The sequence below is a fragment of the Streptomyces malaysiensis subsp. samsunensis genome, assembly GCF_024519315.1.
Lineage (GTDB): Bacteria > Actinomycetota > Actinomycetes > Streptomycetales > Streptomycetaceae > Streptomyces > Streptomyces malaysiensis.
Map to the genome: position 1 here is coordinate 94,848 of NZ_JANIIC010000015.1, position 14,710 is coordinate 109,557.

The 14,710-nt window shown below is 71.2% G+C and carries 12 protein-coding genes; 9 read left to right on the plus strand and 3 right to left on the minus strand.

From position 1 onward, the window contains the following. Window positions 1-3,204 (minus strand): alpha-L-rhamnosidase, encoded by a 3,204-nt coding sequence (locus tag NQU54_RS15445; RefSeq protein WP_257631555.1) that lies wholly within the window; start codon window positions 3,202-3,204, stop codon window positions 1-3. 318 nt (window positions 3,205-3,522) lie between these two features. Between NQU54_RS15445 and NQU54_RS15450 the strand changes: the two genes are divergently transcribed. The 6 genes from NQU54_RS15450 (at window position 3,523) to NQU54_RS15475 (ending at window position 10,790) form a co-directional block, all read left to right on the plus strand. Continuing rightward, on the plus strand, window positions 3,523-5,292 hold the full coding sequence (locus NQU54_RS15450) for a sugar ABC transporter ATP-binding protein (RefSeq protein WP_441005747.1): 1,770 nt from the start codon (window positions 3,523-3,525) through the stop codon (window positions 5,290-5,292). After that, the gene (locus tag NQU54_RS15455; protein ID WP_257631556.1) at window positions 5,289-6,341 is read left to right on the plus strand and encodes an ABC transporter permease; all 1,053 of its coding nucleotides are present in this window, start codon (window positions 5,289-5,291) and stop codon (window positions 6,339-6,341) included. Before NQU54_RS15450 ends, NQU54_RS15455 begins: the two co-directional genes overlap by 4 nt. Further along, window positions 6,338-7,309: an ABC transporter permease gene (locus NQU54_RS15460; protein ID WP_206333771.1), complete on the plus strand. Its 972-nt coding sequence runs from the start codon at window positions 6,338-6,340 to the stop codon at window positions 7,307-7,309. The genes NQU54_RS15455 and NQU54_RS15460 overlap by 4 nt, the downstream gene beginning before the upstream one ends. A gap of 51 nt (window positions 7,310-7,360) precedes the next feature. After that, window positions 7,361-8,434, plus strand: coding sequence for a rhamnose ABC transporter substrate-binding protein (gene rhaS / locus NQU54_RS15465; RefSeq protein WP_257631557.1), 1,074 nt, complete (start codon window positions 7,361-7,363; stop codon window positions 8,432-8,434). A 188-nt stretch (window positions 8,435-8,622) separates the two neighbouring features. Further along, a complete protein-coding gene (locus NQU54_RS15470; RefSeq protein ID WP_257631558.1) occupies window positions 8,623-9,648 on the plus strand; it encodes a LacI family DNA-binding transcriptional regulator in 1,026 nt (341 codons plus the stop codon). A 122-nt stretch (window positions 9,649-9,770) separates the two neighbouring features. After that, the gene (locus NQU54_RS15475) at window positions 9,771-10,790 is read left to right on the plus strand and encodes a LacI family DNA-binding transcriptional regulator (protein ID WP_257631605.1); all 1,020 of its coding nucleotides are present in this window, start codon (window positions 9,771-9,773) and stop codon (window positions 10,788-10,790) included. Window positions 10,791-10,844: 54 nt separating this feature from the next. On the opposite strand, the gene NQU54_RS15480 is transcribed toward NQU54_RS15475, so the two are convergent. Together NQU54_RS15480 and NQU54_RS15485 are read right to left on the minus strand one after the other, a co-directional pair. Continuing rightward, a complete protein-coding gene (locus tag NQU54_RS15480; RefSeq protein ID WP_257631559.1) occupies window positions 10,845-11,942 on the minus strand; it encodes an NAD(P)-binding domain-containing protein in 1,098 nt (365 codons plus the stop codon). A 7-nt stretch (window positions 11,943-11,949) separates the two neighbouring features. Next, window positions 11,950-12,261, minus strand: coding sequence for a hypothetical protein (locus NQU54_RS15485; protein WP_257631560.1), 312 nt, complete (start codon window positions 12,259-12,261; stop codon window positions 11,950-11,952). Window positions 12,262-12,516: 255 nt separating this feature from the next. On the opposite strand from NQU54_RS15485, the gene NQU54_RS15490 reads away from it, so the two are divergent. From NQU54_RS15490 to NQU54_RS15500, 3 genes are all read left to right on the plus strand, one after another. Next, the gene (locus NQU54_RS15490) at window positions 12,517-13,347 is read left to right on the plus strand and encodes a helix-turn-helix domain-containing protein (protein ID WP_257631561.1); all 831 of its coding nucleotides are present in this window, start codon (window positions 12,517-12,519) and stop codon (window positions 13,345-13,347) included. Between the two features lies 1 nt (window position 13,348). Then, on the plus strand, window positions 13,349-13,561 hold the full coding sequence (locus NQU54_RS15495; RefSeq protein WP_257631562.1) for a DUF397 domain-containing protein: 213 nt from the start codon (window positions 13,349-13,351) through the stop codon (window positions 13,559-13,561). Between the two features lie 462 nt (window positions 13,562-14,023). Then, entirely contained in the window at window positions 14,024-14,656 is a 633-nt protein-coding gene (locus tag NQU54_RS15500; protein WP_257631563.1) for a class I SAM-dependent methyltransferase, read from the plus strand. The last annotated feature ends 54 nt before the right edge of the window (window positions 14,657-14,710 follow it).

Below are 14,710 nucleotides of genomic sequence, written 5' to 3' on the forward strand. Positions count from 1 at the left end.
CTAGCCGCGCGGTCCGCCACGCGTCAAGAAGTGGTGCGTCCCCGACCCCGCGGCGAACACCGCGCAGCCGTCCGCCAGTCGCAGGAAGCGTGCGCCGCGGCTGGTCACATCCGCCGCGCGGCGCGCGGGGACCCAGACCTCTGCGGTGGTGTTGACCGGGATGGACACCGTGAGGCTGAAGTCCTCGCCCTGCGACCAGCGGGTGGTGACCGGGCCGTGCGGGGAGTCGTAGCGGCCCTCGGCGGAGCGCACTTCGCCGCCGGGGCGGGGCCGGATGAGGATCTCTCGGAAGCCGGGGGCGGCGGGGGCGATCCCGGTGATGTTCTGGTACATCCACTCGCCGACCGAGCCGTAGGCGTAGTGGTTGAAGGAGTTCATCCCGACGTCCTGGAAGCTGCCGTCCGGTTTGATGGAGTCCCAGCGCTCCCACATCGTGGTCGCCCCCCGGTCGATCTGGTACCCCCAGGAGGGGAAGGTGCGCTGGTGGAGCAGGCGGTAGGCGACGTCGGTGTGACCGGTCCCGGTGAGGGTCGGAAGCAGCCGCGGGGTGCCGAGGAAGCCGGTGGACAGATGCCAGTCGCGGTCCTGGACGAGGGCCACGAGCCGGTCGGCGGCGGGCTTGCGGAGGTCGGCGGGGAGCAGGTCCATGGAGAGCGCCAGGACGTACGCCGTCTGGGTGTCGCCCTTGACCCTGCCGTCGGCGGAGACATAGGCGCGGTTGAAGGCCGCCTTGATACGGACCAGGAGGTCTTCGTACGGGGCCGGGTCCTCGCCCAGGACGTGTGCGGTGCGGGCGACGAGGTCGGTGGCGTGTGCGAAGTAGGCGGTGGCGATGACGTCCTTGGGGGTGTCCGCCTCGACGCTGAGCCAGTCGCCGTAGCCCTCGGCGGGCCGCAGCAGATCGGTGCTGTGCCGCTCCAGGTAGGTGATCCAGCGCCGCATGGCCGGCCAGTTCTCGCGCAGCACCCGGGTGTCGCCGTACGCCTGGTAGAGGTTCCAGGGCACGGTCACCCCGGCGTCGCCCCAGCCCGCCGCGCCGTTGCCGACGTCGCCGAGGTGGGGTGCCACATCGGGGAAGGAGCCCTCCTCGGTCTGGCCGTCGCGCAGGTCCTGGAGCCACTTGGTGAGGAAGCGGGCGGACTCCACGGTGTAGGCGGCGGTGCTGGAGAACACGTTGATGTCGCCGGTCCAGCCGAGCCGTTCGTCCCGCGCCGGGGTGTCGGTGGGGATGGAGAGGAAGTTGCCGCGCAGCCCCCAGGTGATGTTGGAGTGCAGCTGGTTGAGCATCGCCGAGTCGGTGTGGAAGGACATCGTGAACGGGGCGTCGGTGTGCATGACCCGGCCGGTGACCGCGTCGAGGGGAGGCTTTCCGGGGTAGCCGGTGACCTCGACGTAGCGGAAGCCGTGGAAGGTGAAGCGCGGCTCGTAGGTCTCGGGGCCGCCGCCCTTGAGGGTGTAGGTGTCGACGGGACGGGCGGTGCGCAGATTGGGCGTGTAGGCGGTGCCATCCGGGCCCAGTACCTCGGCGTGGCGGATCCGGACCTTGCGGCCGGCCGGGCCGGAGACGGTGAGGCGGACGCTGCCGACCATGTTCTGGCCCAGGTCGAAGAGGTGGACACCGGGGGCGGGTTCGGTGACCTCGACCGGCTTGAGCTCGCGTTCCACCCGGGTCGGGGCGTCGGTCTGGGCCACGACCTCGGCCGTGATGTCCGCGGCCGTGACGGCGGGCTGCCAGCCGGTGTCGTCGAAGCCCGGTGAGGTCCAGCCCGGGGTCTCCTTACGGGCGTCGTACTCCTCGCCCATTAGCAGATCGGCCGTCAGCAGCGGGCCGGTGGCCGCGCGCCACTGCTGGTCGGTGGTGATGCGCTCGGTGCTGCCGTCGGTGTACGTGACCTCCAGCTGGGCGAGCACCGCGGGGTGGTCGCCGTAGCGGCCCTGGCCGAACCAGGCGATGTTCCCGGCGTACCAGCCGGGCGCGAGGGTCACCCCGAGGGCGTTGGCCCCGCGACGGAGGGCGTCGGTGACGTCGTAGGTCTGGTACGCCACGCGCTTGCGGTAGTCGGTCCAGCCGGGCGCCAGTTGGTCGCGGCCGACGCGGACGCCGTTGAGGTGGGCTTCGTAGAGGCCCAGCGCCGTGGAGTGGAGCCGGGCGCGTGCGACGGGCTTGGTGAGCCGGAAGGTGCGCCGGAGTTGGGCGGGGGACTGGAGGGGGAACACCCTGCCCCAGGGGCCGCTGCCCCAGGGTGCCAGCTCCTTGGCGGTGGCCCAGCCGCTGTCGTCGTAGTCCGGATCCGCCCAGCCGGCGGGCGGTTCGGCGTCGGTCGTGCGCCAGGTGGCGTCCGTGTGGTGGTGGGTGGTGGTGCCGTCCTCGGTGGTGAGCTCCAGGGTGGCCAGCAGCCCCGCCGGGCCCCGCTCGGCGTTGGTGGCCGCGATGGCCAGGGTGGCGGCGCCCCGGCGCAGGAATTCGGTGATGTCGACGGTGACCGGATGGCTCCACGCCTTGAGCACGCCCAGCGCCTTGCGGGCGGCGACCTCCGTGCCGTTCACCTGGGCGGTGAAGCCGTCGTCGGCCGCCACCACCAGCCGGGCGCGGCGGATGGCGCCCGCGGCGTGGACGGAGCCGCGGAACCACCGGGTGGCCGCGGGGGCGTCGGCGGCCGGATCCCCTTCGGGGAACCAGATCCAGGAGGCGCCGTCCAGGGCCGGGGGCGCGGTCAGCGCGGCGGGCGCGGTGATCCAGCGGGCCCGCCACCGCTCGGCGCCCAGCAGTCCGGTCTCCCACCAGGCGGGGGCGGACCACGGGGAGGGGCGGCCGTGGCCGTCCCAGACCCGCACCGACCAGTGGTACCGGGTGCTCGGGCGCAGGGCCGGACCGTCGTAGGGGACCAGGACCGACTGGTGTGCTGCCGTCCTGCCGCTGTCCCAGACGTCGGGGTCGCCGAGCCGGTCGGGGGAAGTGGCGACCCGGATGTGGTACGCGCTCTGCACCTGGTCGTTCGCGTCCGAGTCGAGGACCCAACTCAGGCGGGGGCGGGGGGTGTCGAGGCCGAGCGGATGGGGTGCGTACTCCACCGTCGTGCTCCGGACCCGCAGCCCGGCGCCGGGCCGTTCCCCGGCGGTGGCGGACGGGGTGAGTGCGGGCAGACCCGTGAGGGCCGTACCGGTGGCGGCGGTGGTGGCGAGCAGGTGGCGTCTGCTGATCACGAGCGTCCTCCAGTGACGACTGGGTACGGCTGGGTACGGCTGGATTTCCAGGAACGGTTGACCGAGTCACGCAGGAACGGTTGGCCGGGCCACGCGGGAACGGTTGGCCGGGCCACGAAGACGAGAGAGACGAAAAACGATTCAACCCAAGGCGCCTGGACCGTAGGGCCGGACGTCAGGGTGCGTCAAGGGGGCTGAATCGATATGGGCATATCCCGTGCGCACCCCCTTGACGGCCGCATAGTGCAGGGCTAGCTTCCCGGAATCCGGCATTGAAACATTTCATTTATTGCCCCTGCGTACGCGTCAGGAGACTCCGTGAGCCAGCCTGCTACGACCGGTGTGCCGGTCCTCGCCCTCGAGGGGGTGAACAAATCCTTCGGCGCCGTACGGGCCCTCCGGGACGTCTCGCTCGAGCTCTTCGCCGGTGAGGCCCATGCCCTGGCCGGTGAGAACGGGGCGGGCAAGTCCACGCTCATCAAAACCCTCGCCGGGGTGCACCGGCCCGACTCCGGCCGGGTGCTGCTGGACGGCGAGCCGGTGGTCTTCCACGGCCCCGCCGGAGCGCGTGACGTCGGCATCGCCGTCATCTACCAGGAGCCGACGCTCTTCCCCGATCTGTCCATCGCCGAGAACATCTTCATGGGCCGTCAGCCCCGCCGGGCGCTCGGCCGGATCGACCACAAGGCGGTACGGACCTCCACCGCCGCCCTGATGGCGCGGCTCGGCGTCGAACTCGACCCGGACCGGCCCGCCAGGGGCCTGTCCATCGCCGATCAGCAGATCGTCGAGATCGCCAAGGCGCTCTCCTTCGACGCCCGGGTGCTGATCATGGACGAGCCGACGGCGGCGCTCACCGGAAGCGAGACCGCCCGGCTCTTCTCGGTGGTCGAGACGCTGCGCGCCGAGGGCGCCGCCGTGCTGTTCATCTCCCACCGCCTGGAGGAGATCTTCGAACTCTGCCAGCGGGTCACGGTCCTGAGGGACGGCCGGTGGGTGGCCTCCGAGCCGCTGGCGGGGCTGACCCAGGACGATCTCGTCCGCCGCATGGTGGGCCGGGACCTGGCCGAGCTCTACCCCAAACAGGACAGCCGGGTCGGCGAAACCGCGCTGTCGGTGCGGCGGCTGACCCGTGAGGGCGTCTTCCGGGACGTCTCCTTCGATGTGCGGCGCGGTGAGATCGTCGCGCTCGCCGGGCTGGTCGGCGCCGGGCGCACCGAGGTCGCCCAGGCCGTCTTCGGGGTGGACCGGGCGGACGCGGGCGAGGTGCGGGTCGGCGGGTCGGCGCTGCGGCCCGGTTCGCCGACCGCCGCCATGGACGCCGGGCTCGCGCTCGTCCCCGAGGACCGGCGCCAGCGGGGCCTGGTGATGGAGATGTCCATCGAACGCAACATCGGGCTCACCGGCCTGGACCGGCTGGGCCGCGCGGGGCTGGTGAAACGGGCGCTGGAGCGCGGCCGCGCGGCCGACTGGGCGGTCCGGCTCCAACTGAAGTACGGCAGCCTCGCCGACCACGTCGGGGTGCTCTCCGGCGGCAATCAGCAGAAGGTCGTGCTCGCCAAGTGGCTGGCCACCGAGCCCACGGTGCTCATCGTCGACGAGCCCACGCGCGGGATCGACGTGGGCACCAAGGCCGAGGTGCACCGGCTGCTGTCGTCGCTGGCCGCCGATGGCCTCGCGGTGCTGATGATCTCCTCCGATCTGCCCGAGGTGCTGGGCATGGCCGACCGGGTCCTGGTGATGCACGAGGGTCGGCTGGTCGCCGAGATCCCGCGCGCCGAGGCCACCGAGGAGTCGGTGATGGCCGCCGCGACCGGGCTCACGGATGGCGCCGATGGCGCCGGTGAGGCCGGTGAGGCCGGTGAGGCCGACGCCACCGGGCTCCCCCGCGACGCCGACGCGACCGGGCCCACTGGCGACCCCGCGGCGATCGGGCACACCGACGCCACCGGTGACACGGGCGCCAACGGGCCCACCGGCGCCACTGGGCCCACCGGGGCCACCGGCACGAGCGGGCACCCCCACGCCACCGGTGACACGGGCGCTACCGGGCCCACCGGCGCCACCGCAGAAGGGACCCGCACGTGAGCGTGACCATCGAGAAACCCGAGAAACCAGACCAGCCCGCCGCCGCGCCGGAGACGGCACGCTCGGCGCGCTCGCTCGTCGACGCCGTCTTCCGCGCCCGGGAGATCAGCATCGCCGGGGCCCTCGTCCTGCTGGTGCTGTTCACATGGATCGCCGAGCCGCGCTTCCTCAATGACCAGGGCATCAAGGACCTGCTGCTCAACGCAGCGATCCTGGTGCTGCTCGCGGTCGGGCAGTCGGTGGTGGTCATCACCCGCAACATCGATCTGTCGGTCGGCTCCGTGGTGGGCCTGTCCGCCTTCGCCTGCGGGAAGTTCGTCTCCGGCACCGACCACGGGGTGCTGACGGTCCTGGCTCTCGGCATCCTCGTCGGCGCGGCCTGCGGCATCGTCAGCGGTGCGCTGGTGAGCTTCGGGCGGGTGCCCGCGCTGGTGGTGACCCTCGGAATGCTCTACATCATCCAGGGCGTCGACTACTGGTGGGCGCAGGGGGAGCAGATCAACGCGGCCGATGTGCCGCAGCCCGTGCTGGACCTCGGCAGCGGCAGCGTGCTGGGCATTCCGTACCTGCCGCTGATCGCCTTCGCGGCGCTCGCCGGGACCGCGTACGTCCTGCGCACCTACCGCGCGGGCCGTGAGCTGCACGCCATCGGCTCCAGCCCGGAGGCCGCCCGGCTGGCCGGGGTGCCGATCCGGCGGCGGGTGCTCGCCGCGTATCTGTTCTCCGGCGCCGTCTCGGGCTTCGCGGGCGCGCTGTGGCTGGCCCGCTTCGGCACCGTCGTCGCGGACAACGCCCACGGCTGGGAGCTGACCGTGGTCAGCGCGGTGGTGGTCGGTGGCGTCGCCATCGTCGGCGGCACCGGCACCGTGTGGGGTGCCGCGCTGGGCGCGCTGCTGCTCACCACCATCGGCAGCGCCCTGGCCGTGCTGAAGGTCGACTCCTTCTGGCAGGACGCCATCGCCGGTGCGCTGCTGCTGGCGGCCATCAGCGTGGACCGGATCGTGAGGGTGCGCATGACCCGTGCGCTGAGGAAGAGGAGCGCCCGATGAAGCTCAGGTGGGACACCGCCGTCGGGGTGCTGCTGGTGGCCGTCTTCCTCACCGGCCTCGGCACCACGGACGGCTTCGCGAGCCACGACAACCTCGCCTTCGCCTTCAACGACATCGCCGAGGTGGCGCTGATGGCGCTGCCGATGACGCTGCTGGTGGTGGCCGGGCAGGTGGATCTGTCGGTGGCCTCGATGCTCGGTCTTGGCAGCGCGCTCACCGGCCAACTGTGGGACGCGGGCTGGGCGTTCGAGACCATCGTGCCGATCGTGCTGCTGGTCGGGGTGGCCGGCGGGCTGCTCAACGGCTGGCTGGTCACCCGGGTCGGGCTGCCCTCGCTCGCCGTCACCATCGGGACGCTCGCCCTCTACCGGGGGCTGGCCTCGGTGGTGCTCGGCACGGGCGCCATCACCGACTTCCCCGAGACGTACGCCAAGTGGGCCGTGGACACCACCACCGTGCCCGGCACCTTCCTCACCTATCCGGTGGCGCTGTTCATCGTGCTGGCCGTCATCGCCGCCGTGGTGCTGCACGCCACGGGCCTGGGCCGGTCGCTGTTCGCCATCGGCGCCCAGGAGGACGCCGCGTACTTCGCGGGCATCCGCGTCAAACGCGTCAAGCTGCTGCTGTTCGTCGTCAGCGGGCTGATCTCGGCCTTCGCGGGGGTGGTGTTCACCCTGCGGTACGGCAGCGCACGGGCCGACAACGGCCAGGGCTTCGAAATGCTCGTCATCGCCTCCGTCCTGCTCGGCGGGGTCGACTTCGACGGCGGGAAGGGCACGCTGTTCGGCGCCGTGGCCGGGGTGCTGCTCATCGGCGTCCTGAAGAATCTGCTGACCCTCAACGACGTGGCCAACGAGGTCCAGGTGATCGTCACCGGGCTGCTGCTGGTGGCCTCAGTCCTCACCCCCCGTCTGATCACCACCGTGAGCGCCTGGCGTCACCGGCGCGCCGCCGCCTCGACCAGCTGATCCGCGCACCCCACGCACCCCACGACCCCACGCACCTCGAAAGGTCCCTCCATGATGAGCTTCCCCGGACGCCGCGCCGCCACCGCCGCCGCGGTCTGTGCCCTGGCCGTGGCCCTGGCCGGCTGCGGCGGCACCACCAAGAAGGACAACGACAACGGCGGCGCCGCCAGGAGCGACGCCAAGGCCGACCCCGACGCGCCCCTGAAGAAGGGCCTCAAGCTGGCCTTTCTGCCCAAGCAGATCAACAACCCCTACGAGAAGCTCGTCGACGAGGCGGGGATCGCGGCCGTCGGGGAGTTCGGCGGCAAGGGCAAGGAGGTCGGCCCGTCCGACGCCAGCGCCTCCTCTCAGGTGTCCTACATCAACACCCTGATCCAGCAGCGGCAGGACGCCATCCTGATCGCGGCCAACGACCCCAACGCGGTGTGCGGCCCGCTCAAGCAGGCCATGAAGAAGGACATCAAGGTGGTGGCGTACGACTCCGACACCGCCCCGGCCTGCCGTCAGCTCTTCATCAACCAGGCCAGCTCCGAGGAGATCGGCCGCAGCCAGGTCCAGCACCTCGCCAAGCAGCTGGACTACAAGGGCCAGATCGCGATCCTCTCCGCGACCCAGAACGCCACCAACCAGAACACCTGGATCCGCTTCATGAAGGACGAGCTGAGCAAGCCCGCCTACAAGAACATGAAGCTGGTCAAGACGGTGTACGGGGACGACGACGACCAGAAGTCCTTCCAGGAGACCCAGGGCCTGCTCAAGGCATACCCCAAGCTGAAGGGCATCATCGCGCCCACCACGGTCGGCATCGCCGCGGCCGCCCGCTACATCAGCGGCTCCTCGTACAAGGGCGAGGTCGTGCTGAACGGACTCGGCACGCCCAACCAGATGCGCAAGTACGTCAAGGACGGCACCGTCGAGCAGTTCGCGCTCTGGGACCCCAAGAAGCTGGGCTACCTCGGTTCGTTCGCCGCGGCCGCGCTCGCCTCCGGGCAGATCACCGGGGCCGAGGGGGAGAAGTTCAAGGCCGGGAAGCTGGGCGAGTACACGGTCGGCAAGGACGGCGAGGTCATCCTCGGCCCGCCCACCGTCTTCGACAAGGCCAATATCGACAAGTTCCACTTCTGATTCCGAGGCGGTCGGCGATATCGACACAGTCCCGCGCCCCTTCGGGGCGCTGCCGAACCGTAGCGGACTTTCTCCGAAACCGTATGTCCAACGACGCAGAACGGAGACGCCCGGATGAGACCCCTCGCCGCCGTCGCCCTCGCCACCTCCCGGTTCCGCGTCATCGACTTCGCACCCCCCTCCTGACGATGGCACCAGGGGTGGGCATCAAGGAGGTGGCGCGTGCGGCCGGGGTCTCGGTCGGCACCGTCTCCAACGTCATCAACCGCCCGGAGTCGGTGTCCGAGGCCACGCGCGACCGGGTGCAGGCGGTGATCGAGCGCCTGGGCTATGTACGCCAGGAGTCGGCGCGTCAGCTGCGGGCCGGTCACAGCCGGATCATCGCGCTGCTGGTGCTGGACATGGCGAATCCGTTCTTCGTGGACGTCGCGCGGGGTGCGGAGCGGGCGGCGCGGGAGGCGGGGCTGGGGGTGATGGTGTGCAACAGCGCCCAGAGCCCGGATGAGGAGGCCGACTACCTCGGGCTCTTCGCCGAGCAGCGGGTGCGCGGGGTGCTGATGACACCGGCCGATATGACCGGGCGCAACCTCGCCTCGTTCCGGCGGCAGCCCATCCCCTTCGTGCTGGTCGACCGGGTGCTGCCCAGCGCCGAGGGGTGTTCGGTGTCGGTCGACGATGTCACCGGCGGTGAACTCGCCGTCCGCCATCTGCTGGACCTGGGCCATCGCGGCGTGGCCTATGTGAGCGGGCCGATGCGGCTGGCCCAGTGCCGCGACCGCCGCGATGGCGCGCTGCGCGCCCTGGGCGAGCGGGGGCTCGGCGAGTCCGCGCTGCGCCATGTCGAGGTGGAGCGGCTGGACGTGGCCTCGGGCCGGGACGCGGGGGCCCGGCTGCTGGGCATGTCACCGCGGCCGACGGCGGTGTTCTGCGCCAACGACCTGCTGGCCCTCGGGGTGCTCCAGTCGATGTACGGGGCGGGGGTTTCGGTGCCGGGAGAGGTGGCGCTGGTGGGCTACGACGACATCGAGTTCGCGGCGGCGGCCGCGGTGCCGCTGACGTCGGTGCGGCAACCCGCCTTCCGGATGGGTCGTACGGCGGCCGAGCTGCTGATCGAGGAGACGGGGGAGCGGGCCGGGGACCACCGCCACCAGCGGATCGTCCTCCAGCCCGAACTCGTCGTCCGCGGGTCGAGCCTGGTCCGCGCCCGCGGCTGAGGAGGCGGCTGGGCGGGCATCTGGGAGGTGACGGTCCTGCCCGACCGGTCGAACAGAGCACTACGATGTTCCCGCGACCGCGGTAGGTCGCGGGAAGGCGGAGGGCCCGGGTCGTGGGACGCATGGTGGGGATCAAGGACGTCGCGCGGCAGGCGGGAGTGTCGGTGGGCACCGTCTCGAACGTGATCAACCGGCCCGAGATGGTCGCCGAGACCACCCGCGACCGGGTGCAGGCGGTGATCGAGCGCCTGGGCTACGTACGCCAGGAGTCCGCGCGCCAGCTGCGCGCGGGGCGCAGCCGGATCATCGCGCTGTTGGTGCTGGACATGGCGAACCCGTTCTTCGTGGATGTGGCGAGCGGTGCGGAGCGGGCGGCGCGGGAGGCGGGGCTGGGGGTGATGGTGTGCAACAGCGCGCAGAGCCCGGATGAGGAGGCCGACTACCTCGGGCTCTTCGCCGAGCACCGGGTGCGCGGGGTGCTCGTCACCCCGGCCGATGTCACCGGCGGCAACCTGGACGGCTTCCGGCGCCATGACATCCCGTTCGTCTTCGTGGACCGCGAGGTGCCCAGCGCCGAGGGGTGTTCGGTGTCGGTCGACGACATCGAGGGCGGTGCGCTCGCCGGCCGCCATCTGATCGCCCAGGGCCACCGCTCGGTGGTCTACGTCAGCGGTCCGATGCTGCTCCCGCAGTGCCAGGACCGGCGCGCCGGGCTGCTCAGCGCGTTCGCGGAGGAGGGACTGCCCGCGGAGACGATGATCCACATCGAGGCCGAGCGGCTGGACGTGGCCTCCGGCCGGGACGCGGGCGCGCGGCTGCTGGGGATCTCACCGCGGCCGACGGCGGTGTTCTGCGCCAACGACCTGCTGGCCCTGGGGGTGCTCCAGGCCCTCTTCGCGGCCGGGGTTTCGGTGCCGGGGGAGGTGGCGCTGGTGGGGTACGACGACATCGAGTTCGCGGCGGCGGCCGCGGTGCCGCTGACGTCGGTGCGGCAGCCCGCCTTCCGGATGGGGCACACGGCCGCTGAGCTGCTGATCGAGGAGACCGGCGAGGACGCGGACATCCATCACCACCGGCGCATTGTGCTCCAGCCGGAACTGGTGGTCAGGGACTCGACGTTCGCCCCCAAACCGGTGGCTTGACCATCGCCTCGGCGGGGCCGGCCCCCTCGGCACCGTTGTGCACCCCGGGCGGGGCTAAGAGGAATACGCCGGGGCCAGGGGCGATGCCGGAGCGGCGGTCAGCAGCGCCTTGATGTCCCGTACGGCGGTGCGCCCCGCGCGGTTGGCCCCGACCGTGCTGGCCGACGGCCCGTAGCCGACCAGATGCACGCGCGGATCGCGGACCGCCCCGGTCCCCTCGACGGCGATCCCGCCACCCTGTTCGCGCAGCCTCAGCGGGGCGAGGTGGTCGATCGCGGCGCGGAAGCCGGTGGCCCACAGGATCGTGTCCGCCTCGACATGGCGCCCGTCCGCCCAGACCACCCCGTCCGGGGTGATCCGCTCGAACATCGGCAGCCGGTCGAGTATCCCCTGCTCACGGGCGCGCAGCATCGCCTCCGTCAGAGGCAGCCCGGTCACGGACACCACACTCCGCGGCGGCAGGCCCTGCCGTACCCGCTGCTCGACCATCGCCACGGCCTCCCGCCCCTGCACCTCGCCGAACGGCCCCTCGCGGAACACCGGCGGGCGCCGGGTCACCCAGGTCGTCTCGGCGGCCACTTCGGCGATCTCCAGCAGATGCTGCACCCCGGAGGCCCCGCCCCCGACGACGATCACCCGCCGCCCGGCGAACGCCTCTGGCCCGGGGTACTGCGCGGTGTGCAGCTGCCGCCCCCGAAAGGTCTCCTGGCCGGGGTAGCGGGGCCAGAACGGCCGGTCCCAGGTCCCGGTCGCGTTGATCAGCGCCCGTGCGGACCAGGTCCCGGCCGAGGTCTCGACCAGCAGCCGCCCATCGTCCCCGTCCCGTACGGCGGTGACATGCACAGGGCGGACAACCCGCAGATCGAAGGCGCGCTCATAGCGTGTGAAGTACGCGGGGATCACCTCGGACGAGGGCCGCTCGGCATCCGCCTCGTCGGTGGTCAGCCGCATACCGGGCAGGTCGTACATCCCGTGGACCTTGCCGTACGTCAGCGACGGCCACCGGAACTGCCACGCCCCGCCGGGCGCGGGCGCGTGGTCGAGCACCACGAAGCCGGTGCCGGGCTCGTACCCGGCCCGCCGCAGGTGGTAGGCGGCGGACAAGCCCGCCTGCCCGGCACCGATGACCACGACGTCCACGCTGTTGTTCATGCTTCTACTAACTCTGCTCGGGTGCGGTCTCTTCCCGGTCCTCCAGCCGCCGCCCCCGGCTCTCGGCCACCCGCAGCGCGTCATGCAGCGCCTCGGCGAGCCGATGTCCCACAAAGCGCAGCTCAAAGGCGTCGGCCTTGCGGTCCCGGAGCAGCGGCCGGGCATGCCCGAGAAGGTCGGCCCCGGTCTGTAGCTGTACGGCCTCCATCTCGTCGGCCAGCCGGGAGAGGTAGCTGGTGCCGGTGTTGTCGGTGACGAGGAAGCAGGGCTGCCCGTTCAGTCCGGGCCAGGGCAGCAGACGAGGGCGTGATGAAGGCATGAGGGCTCCATGGCGTTCCGAGGTTCGGCTACCGCGAGTGATGGGGCGGTGGCGGAAACAGCTTCACGGTCGTGAGACTTGCTGTGCAAGGGTGATTGAATTTCTCGCTTGAGATGGCATATGTGACCGAGTGGGCTGTTGTCAGAACAAAGCGGGTTCTCGGTGCCAGACTCGGAACTCGCACCACGGCATGGCAGGCTCAACCCACCGGGAGGCATACTCGTGGCAGCGCCAACAGGACCCACGGTCCGTCGCATGCAACTCGGCTGGGAGCTCAAGCGGTTGAGGGACAAGGCCGGATTCACTCTCGCGGAGGCGGTGGACGGGTTGACGTTCTCCCCTTCGAAGCTCCATCGCGTGGAGAACGGGCTGACCGGCCTCAAGACCACCGCGGAGCTGCGGACTTTGCTGGACCGCTACGGAGTCGAGGACGAGGAAGACGTGGACTTCCTGGTCGAGATCCACCGGGACTCGCTCAACCGGGGGTGGTGGTCGCTCTATCGCAGCGTGCTGCCGTCCGGCATGGGGATGTACATCGGGCTGGAGAGCGGTGCTCGGAGCATCCGGGCTTGGCAACCGAATGTGGTCCTCGGGTTGTTGCAGACCGAGCGATACGCCCGTGAGTTGTTTCAGGCGGCGAAGTCCATCGAGGAGACGACGACTGAGTTCGTCGAGCGGCACATCCAGATCCGTATGGAACGTAAGCGGGCCCTCACTCGCAGGGAGGACCCGCTGGAGCTGTGGGTCATCCAGGACGAAGCCTCGCTGCGCCGGGTGGTCGGGAGCCCGGACGTGATGCGCGAGCAGTACGAGGAGATCATCAGGGTCGCTCAACTCGACAACGTGACGGTGCAGATCCTCCCCATGTCCACGCCCACCTACCGTCCAGGTGCCAACTTCACCCTCCTGGAGTTCGGCTCCCCATTGCCGACGGTTGTGCAATCCGACGTCGCCGATGGGTCCGACATCAGCGACAAAGACACCACGATCTGGTCCTTCTCTCGCAGGTTCGAGGGCTTGCGCGCAGCGGCTCTCGCCCCTGTTGAGACACCAGCATTCCTGCAACGACTAGCACGAGAGGTCTGACATGACCCACCGCATAGCATCCGACACCGCACCGGAACGCGCCTGGTTCAAGTCCTCCTACAGTGAGGCGAACGGCACCGCGTGCGTCGAGATCGCCCACCTGCGCCACACCGCTCAGGTCGGCATCCGCGACTCCAAGGACAAGAACGGCCCCGCCCTGGTCGTCCCCTCCGGGGCCTGGGCGGAGTTCGTCGCCGCAGTACGCAAGGTCTGACGGCGCTGGGGAGGGGCGACCAGGCGCGGGCATCGTCTCGCGCCTTCGGCGCATGTGAGCAGCGGGGCAGGGGGTGCCGGGCCGGGCTCGCGTCGCCGGCCGCCGGGCTGGGTGGGGCGTGGCGCCGGTGGCGGCTTCTGTGCTCGGTGGCCGGGGCCCCTCCGGAGCGCGGGCGACGGGGGTTCGGTACCCCCTTCTTAAAAACGCTTGATCTGGCGCAACTAATTTGTCAAACGTTTTCCAGGGGTACCCCACCCCCCGCCGCAGTCCGGACCGGTCCTCAACATGGGCCGACGGAGGCCGCCACCGGGCCTCGCCCCCACAGGCCCGGTGGTCGGCGACGGAGCCTGGCCAGGGCACCCCCGGACCCATGCTCAAAGGCGCCGGAGGCGCGAACGGCGCCGCACCGACGCACGAAAACCGTTCGCGGAACGCGCCCGCCCCGAACTACCGTGCCTGGCCGTGGACATTGACGACCCCAAGGACGTGGTCAGGCGCGGTTACGACGCGCTCTCCCGCCACTACGAGCAGTCCTACGCCACCGAGACCAAGTACCAGCCCTGGCTCGGTGCCCTCCAACAGCGCATCCCGGCCGCCGCCACCGTGCTGGACCTGGGGTGCGGCAGCGGCGTACCGGTGGCCCGCACCCTGGCCTCCGCCGGGCACCGTGTGACCGGTGTCGACATCAGCGGGGAGCAGATCCGCCGGGCGCGGCAGCTCGTGCCGGAGGCCGAGTTCCGCCGGGCCGACGCCACGGCCGTGGAGTTCCCGGCCGCCACCTTCGACGCGGTGGTCTCCCTCTACGCCCTGATCCACATCCCGCTGGCCGAACAGCCTCCCCTCCTCGCCAGGATCGCCACCTGGCTCCGCCCCGGCGGCTGGTTCCTGGCCACCACCGGGCACACCGCCTGGACCGGCACCGATGACAACTGGCTCGGCGGTGGCACCACGATGTGGTGGAGCCACGCCGACGCCGCGACCTACCGGGACTGGCTCACCCAGGCCGGACTGACCGTCGAGGGCGAGGAGTTCGTTCCCGAGGGCGACGGCGGCCACGCGCTGTTCTGGGCGCGGCGGCCGTCGGCGGGGGAGTGACGCAACGGGTTCAGTCGACCGGGCCGTCCTCGCCGGGCTTCTGCCAGGCGCAGA

Coding starts and splice junctions, on each gene's coding strand:
- rhaS (WP_257631557.1), top strand. CDS start 7,361: ATGATGAGCTTCCCCGGACGCCGCGCCGCCACCGCCGCCGCGGTCTGT.
- NQU54_RS15460 (WP_206333771.1), top strand. CDS start 6,338: ATGAAGCTCAGGTGGGACACCGCCGTCGGGGTGCTGCTGGTGGCCGTC.
- NQU54_RS15480 (WP_257631559.1), bottom strand. CDS start 11,942: ATGAACAACAGCGTGGACGTCGTGGTCATCGGTGCCGGGCAGGCGGGC.
- NQU54_RS15490 (WP_257631561.1), top strand. CDS start 12,517: ATGCAACTCGGCTGGGAGCTCAAGCGGTTGAGGGACAAGGCCGGATTC.
- NQU54_RS15485 (WP_257631560.1), bottom strand. CDS start 12,261: ATGCCTTCATCACGCCCTCGTCTGCTGCCCTGGCCCGGACTGAACGGG.
- NQU54_RS15470 (WP_257631558.1), top strand. CDS start 8,623: ATGGCACCAGGGGTGGGCATCAAGGAGGTGGCGCGTGCGGCCGGGGTC.
- NQU54_RS15495 (WP_257631562.1), top strand. CDS start 13,349: ATGACCCACCGCATAGCATCCGACACCGCACCGGAACGCGCCTGGTTC.
- NQU54_RS15475 (WP_257631605.1), top strand. CDS start 9,771: ATGGTGGGGATCAAGGACGTCGCGCGGCAGGCGGGAGTGTCGGTGGGC.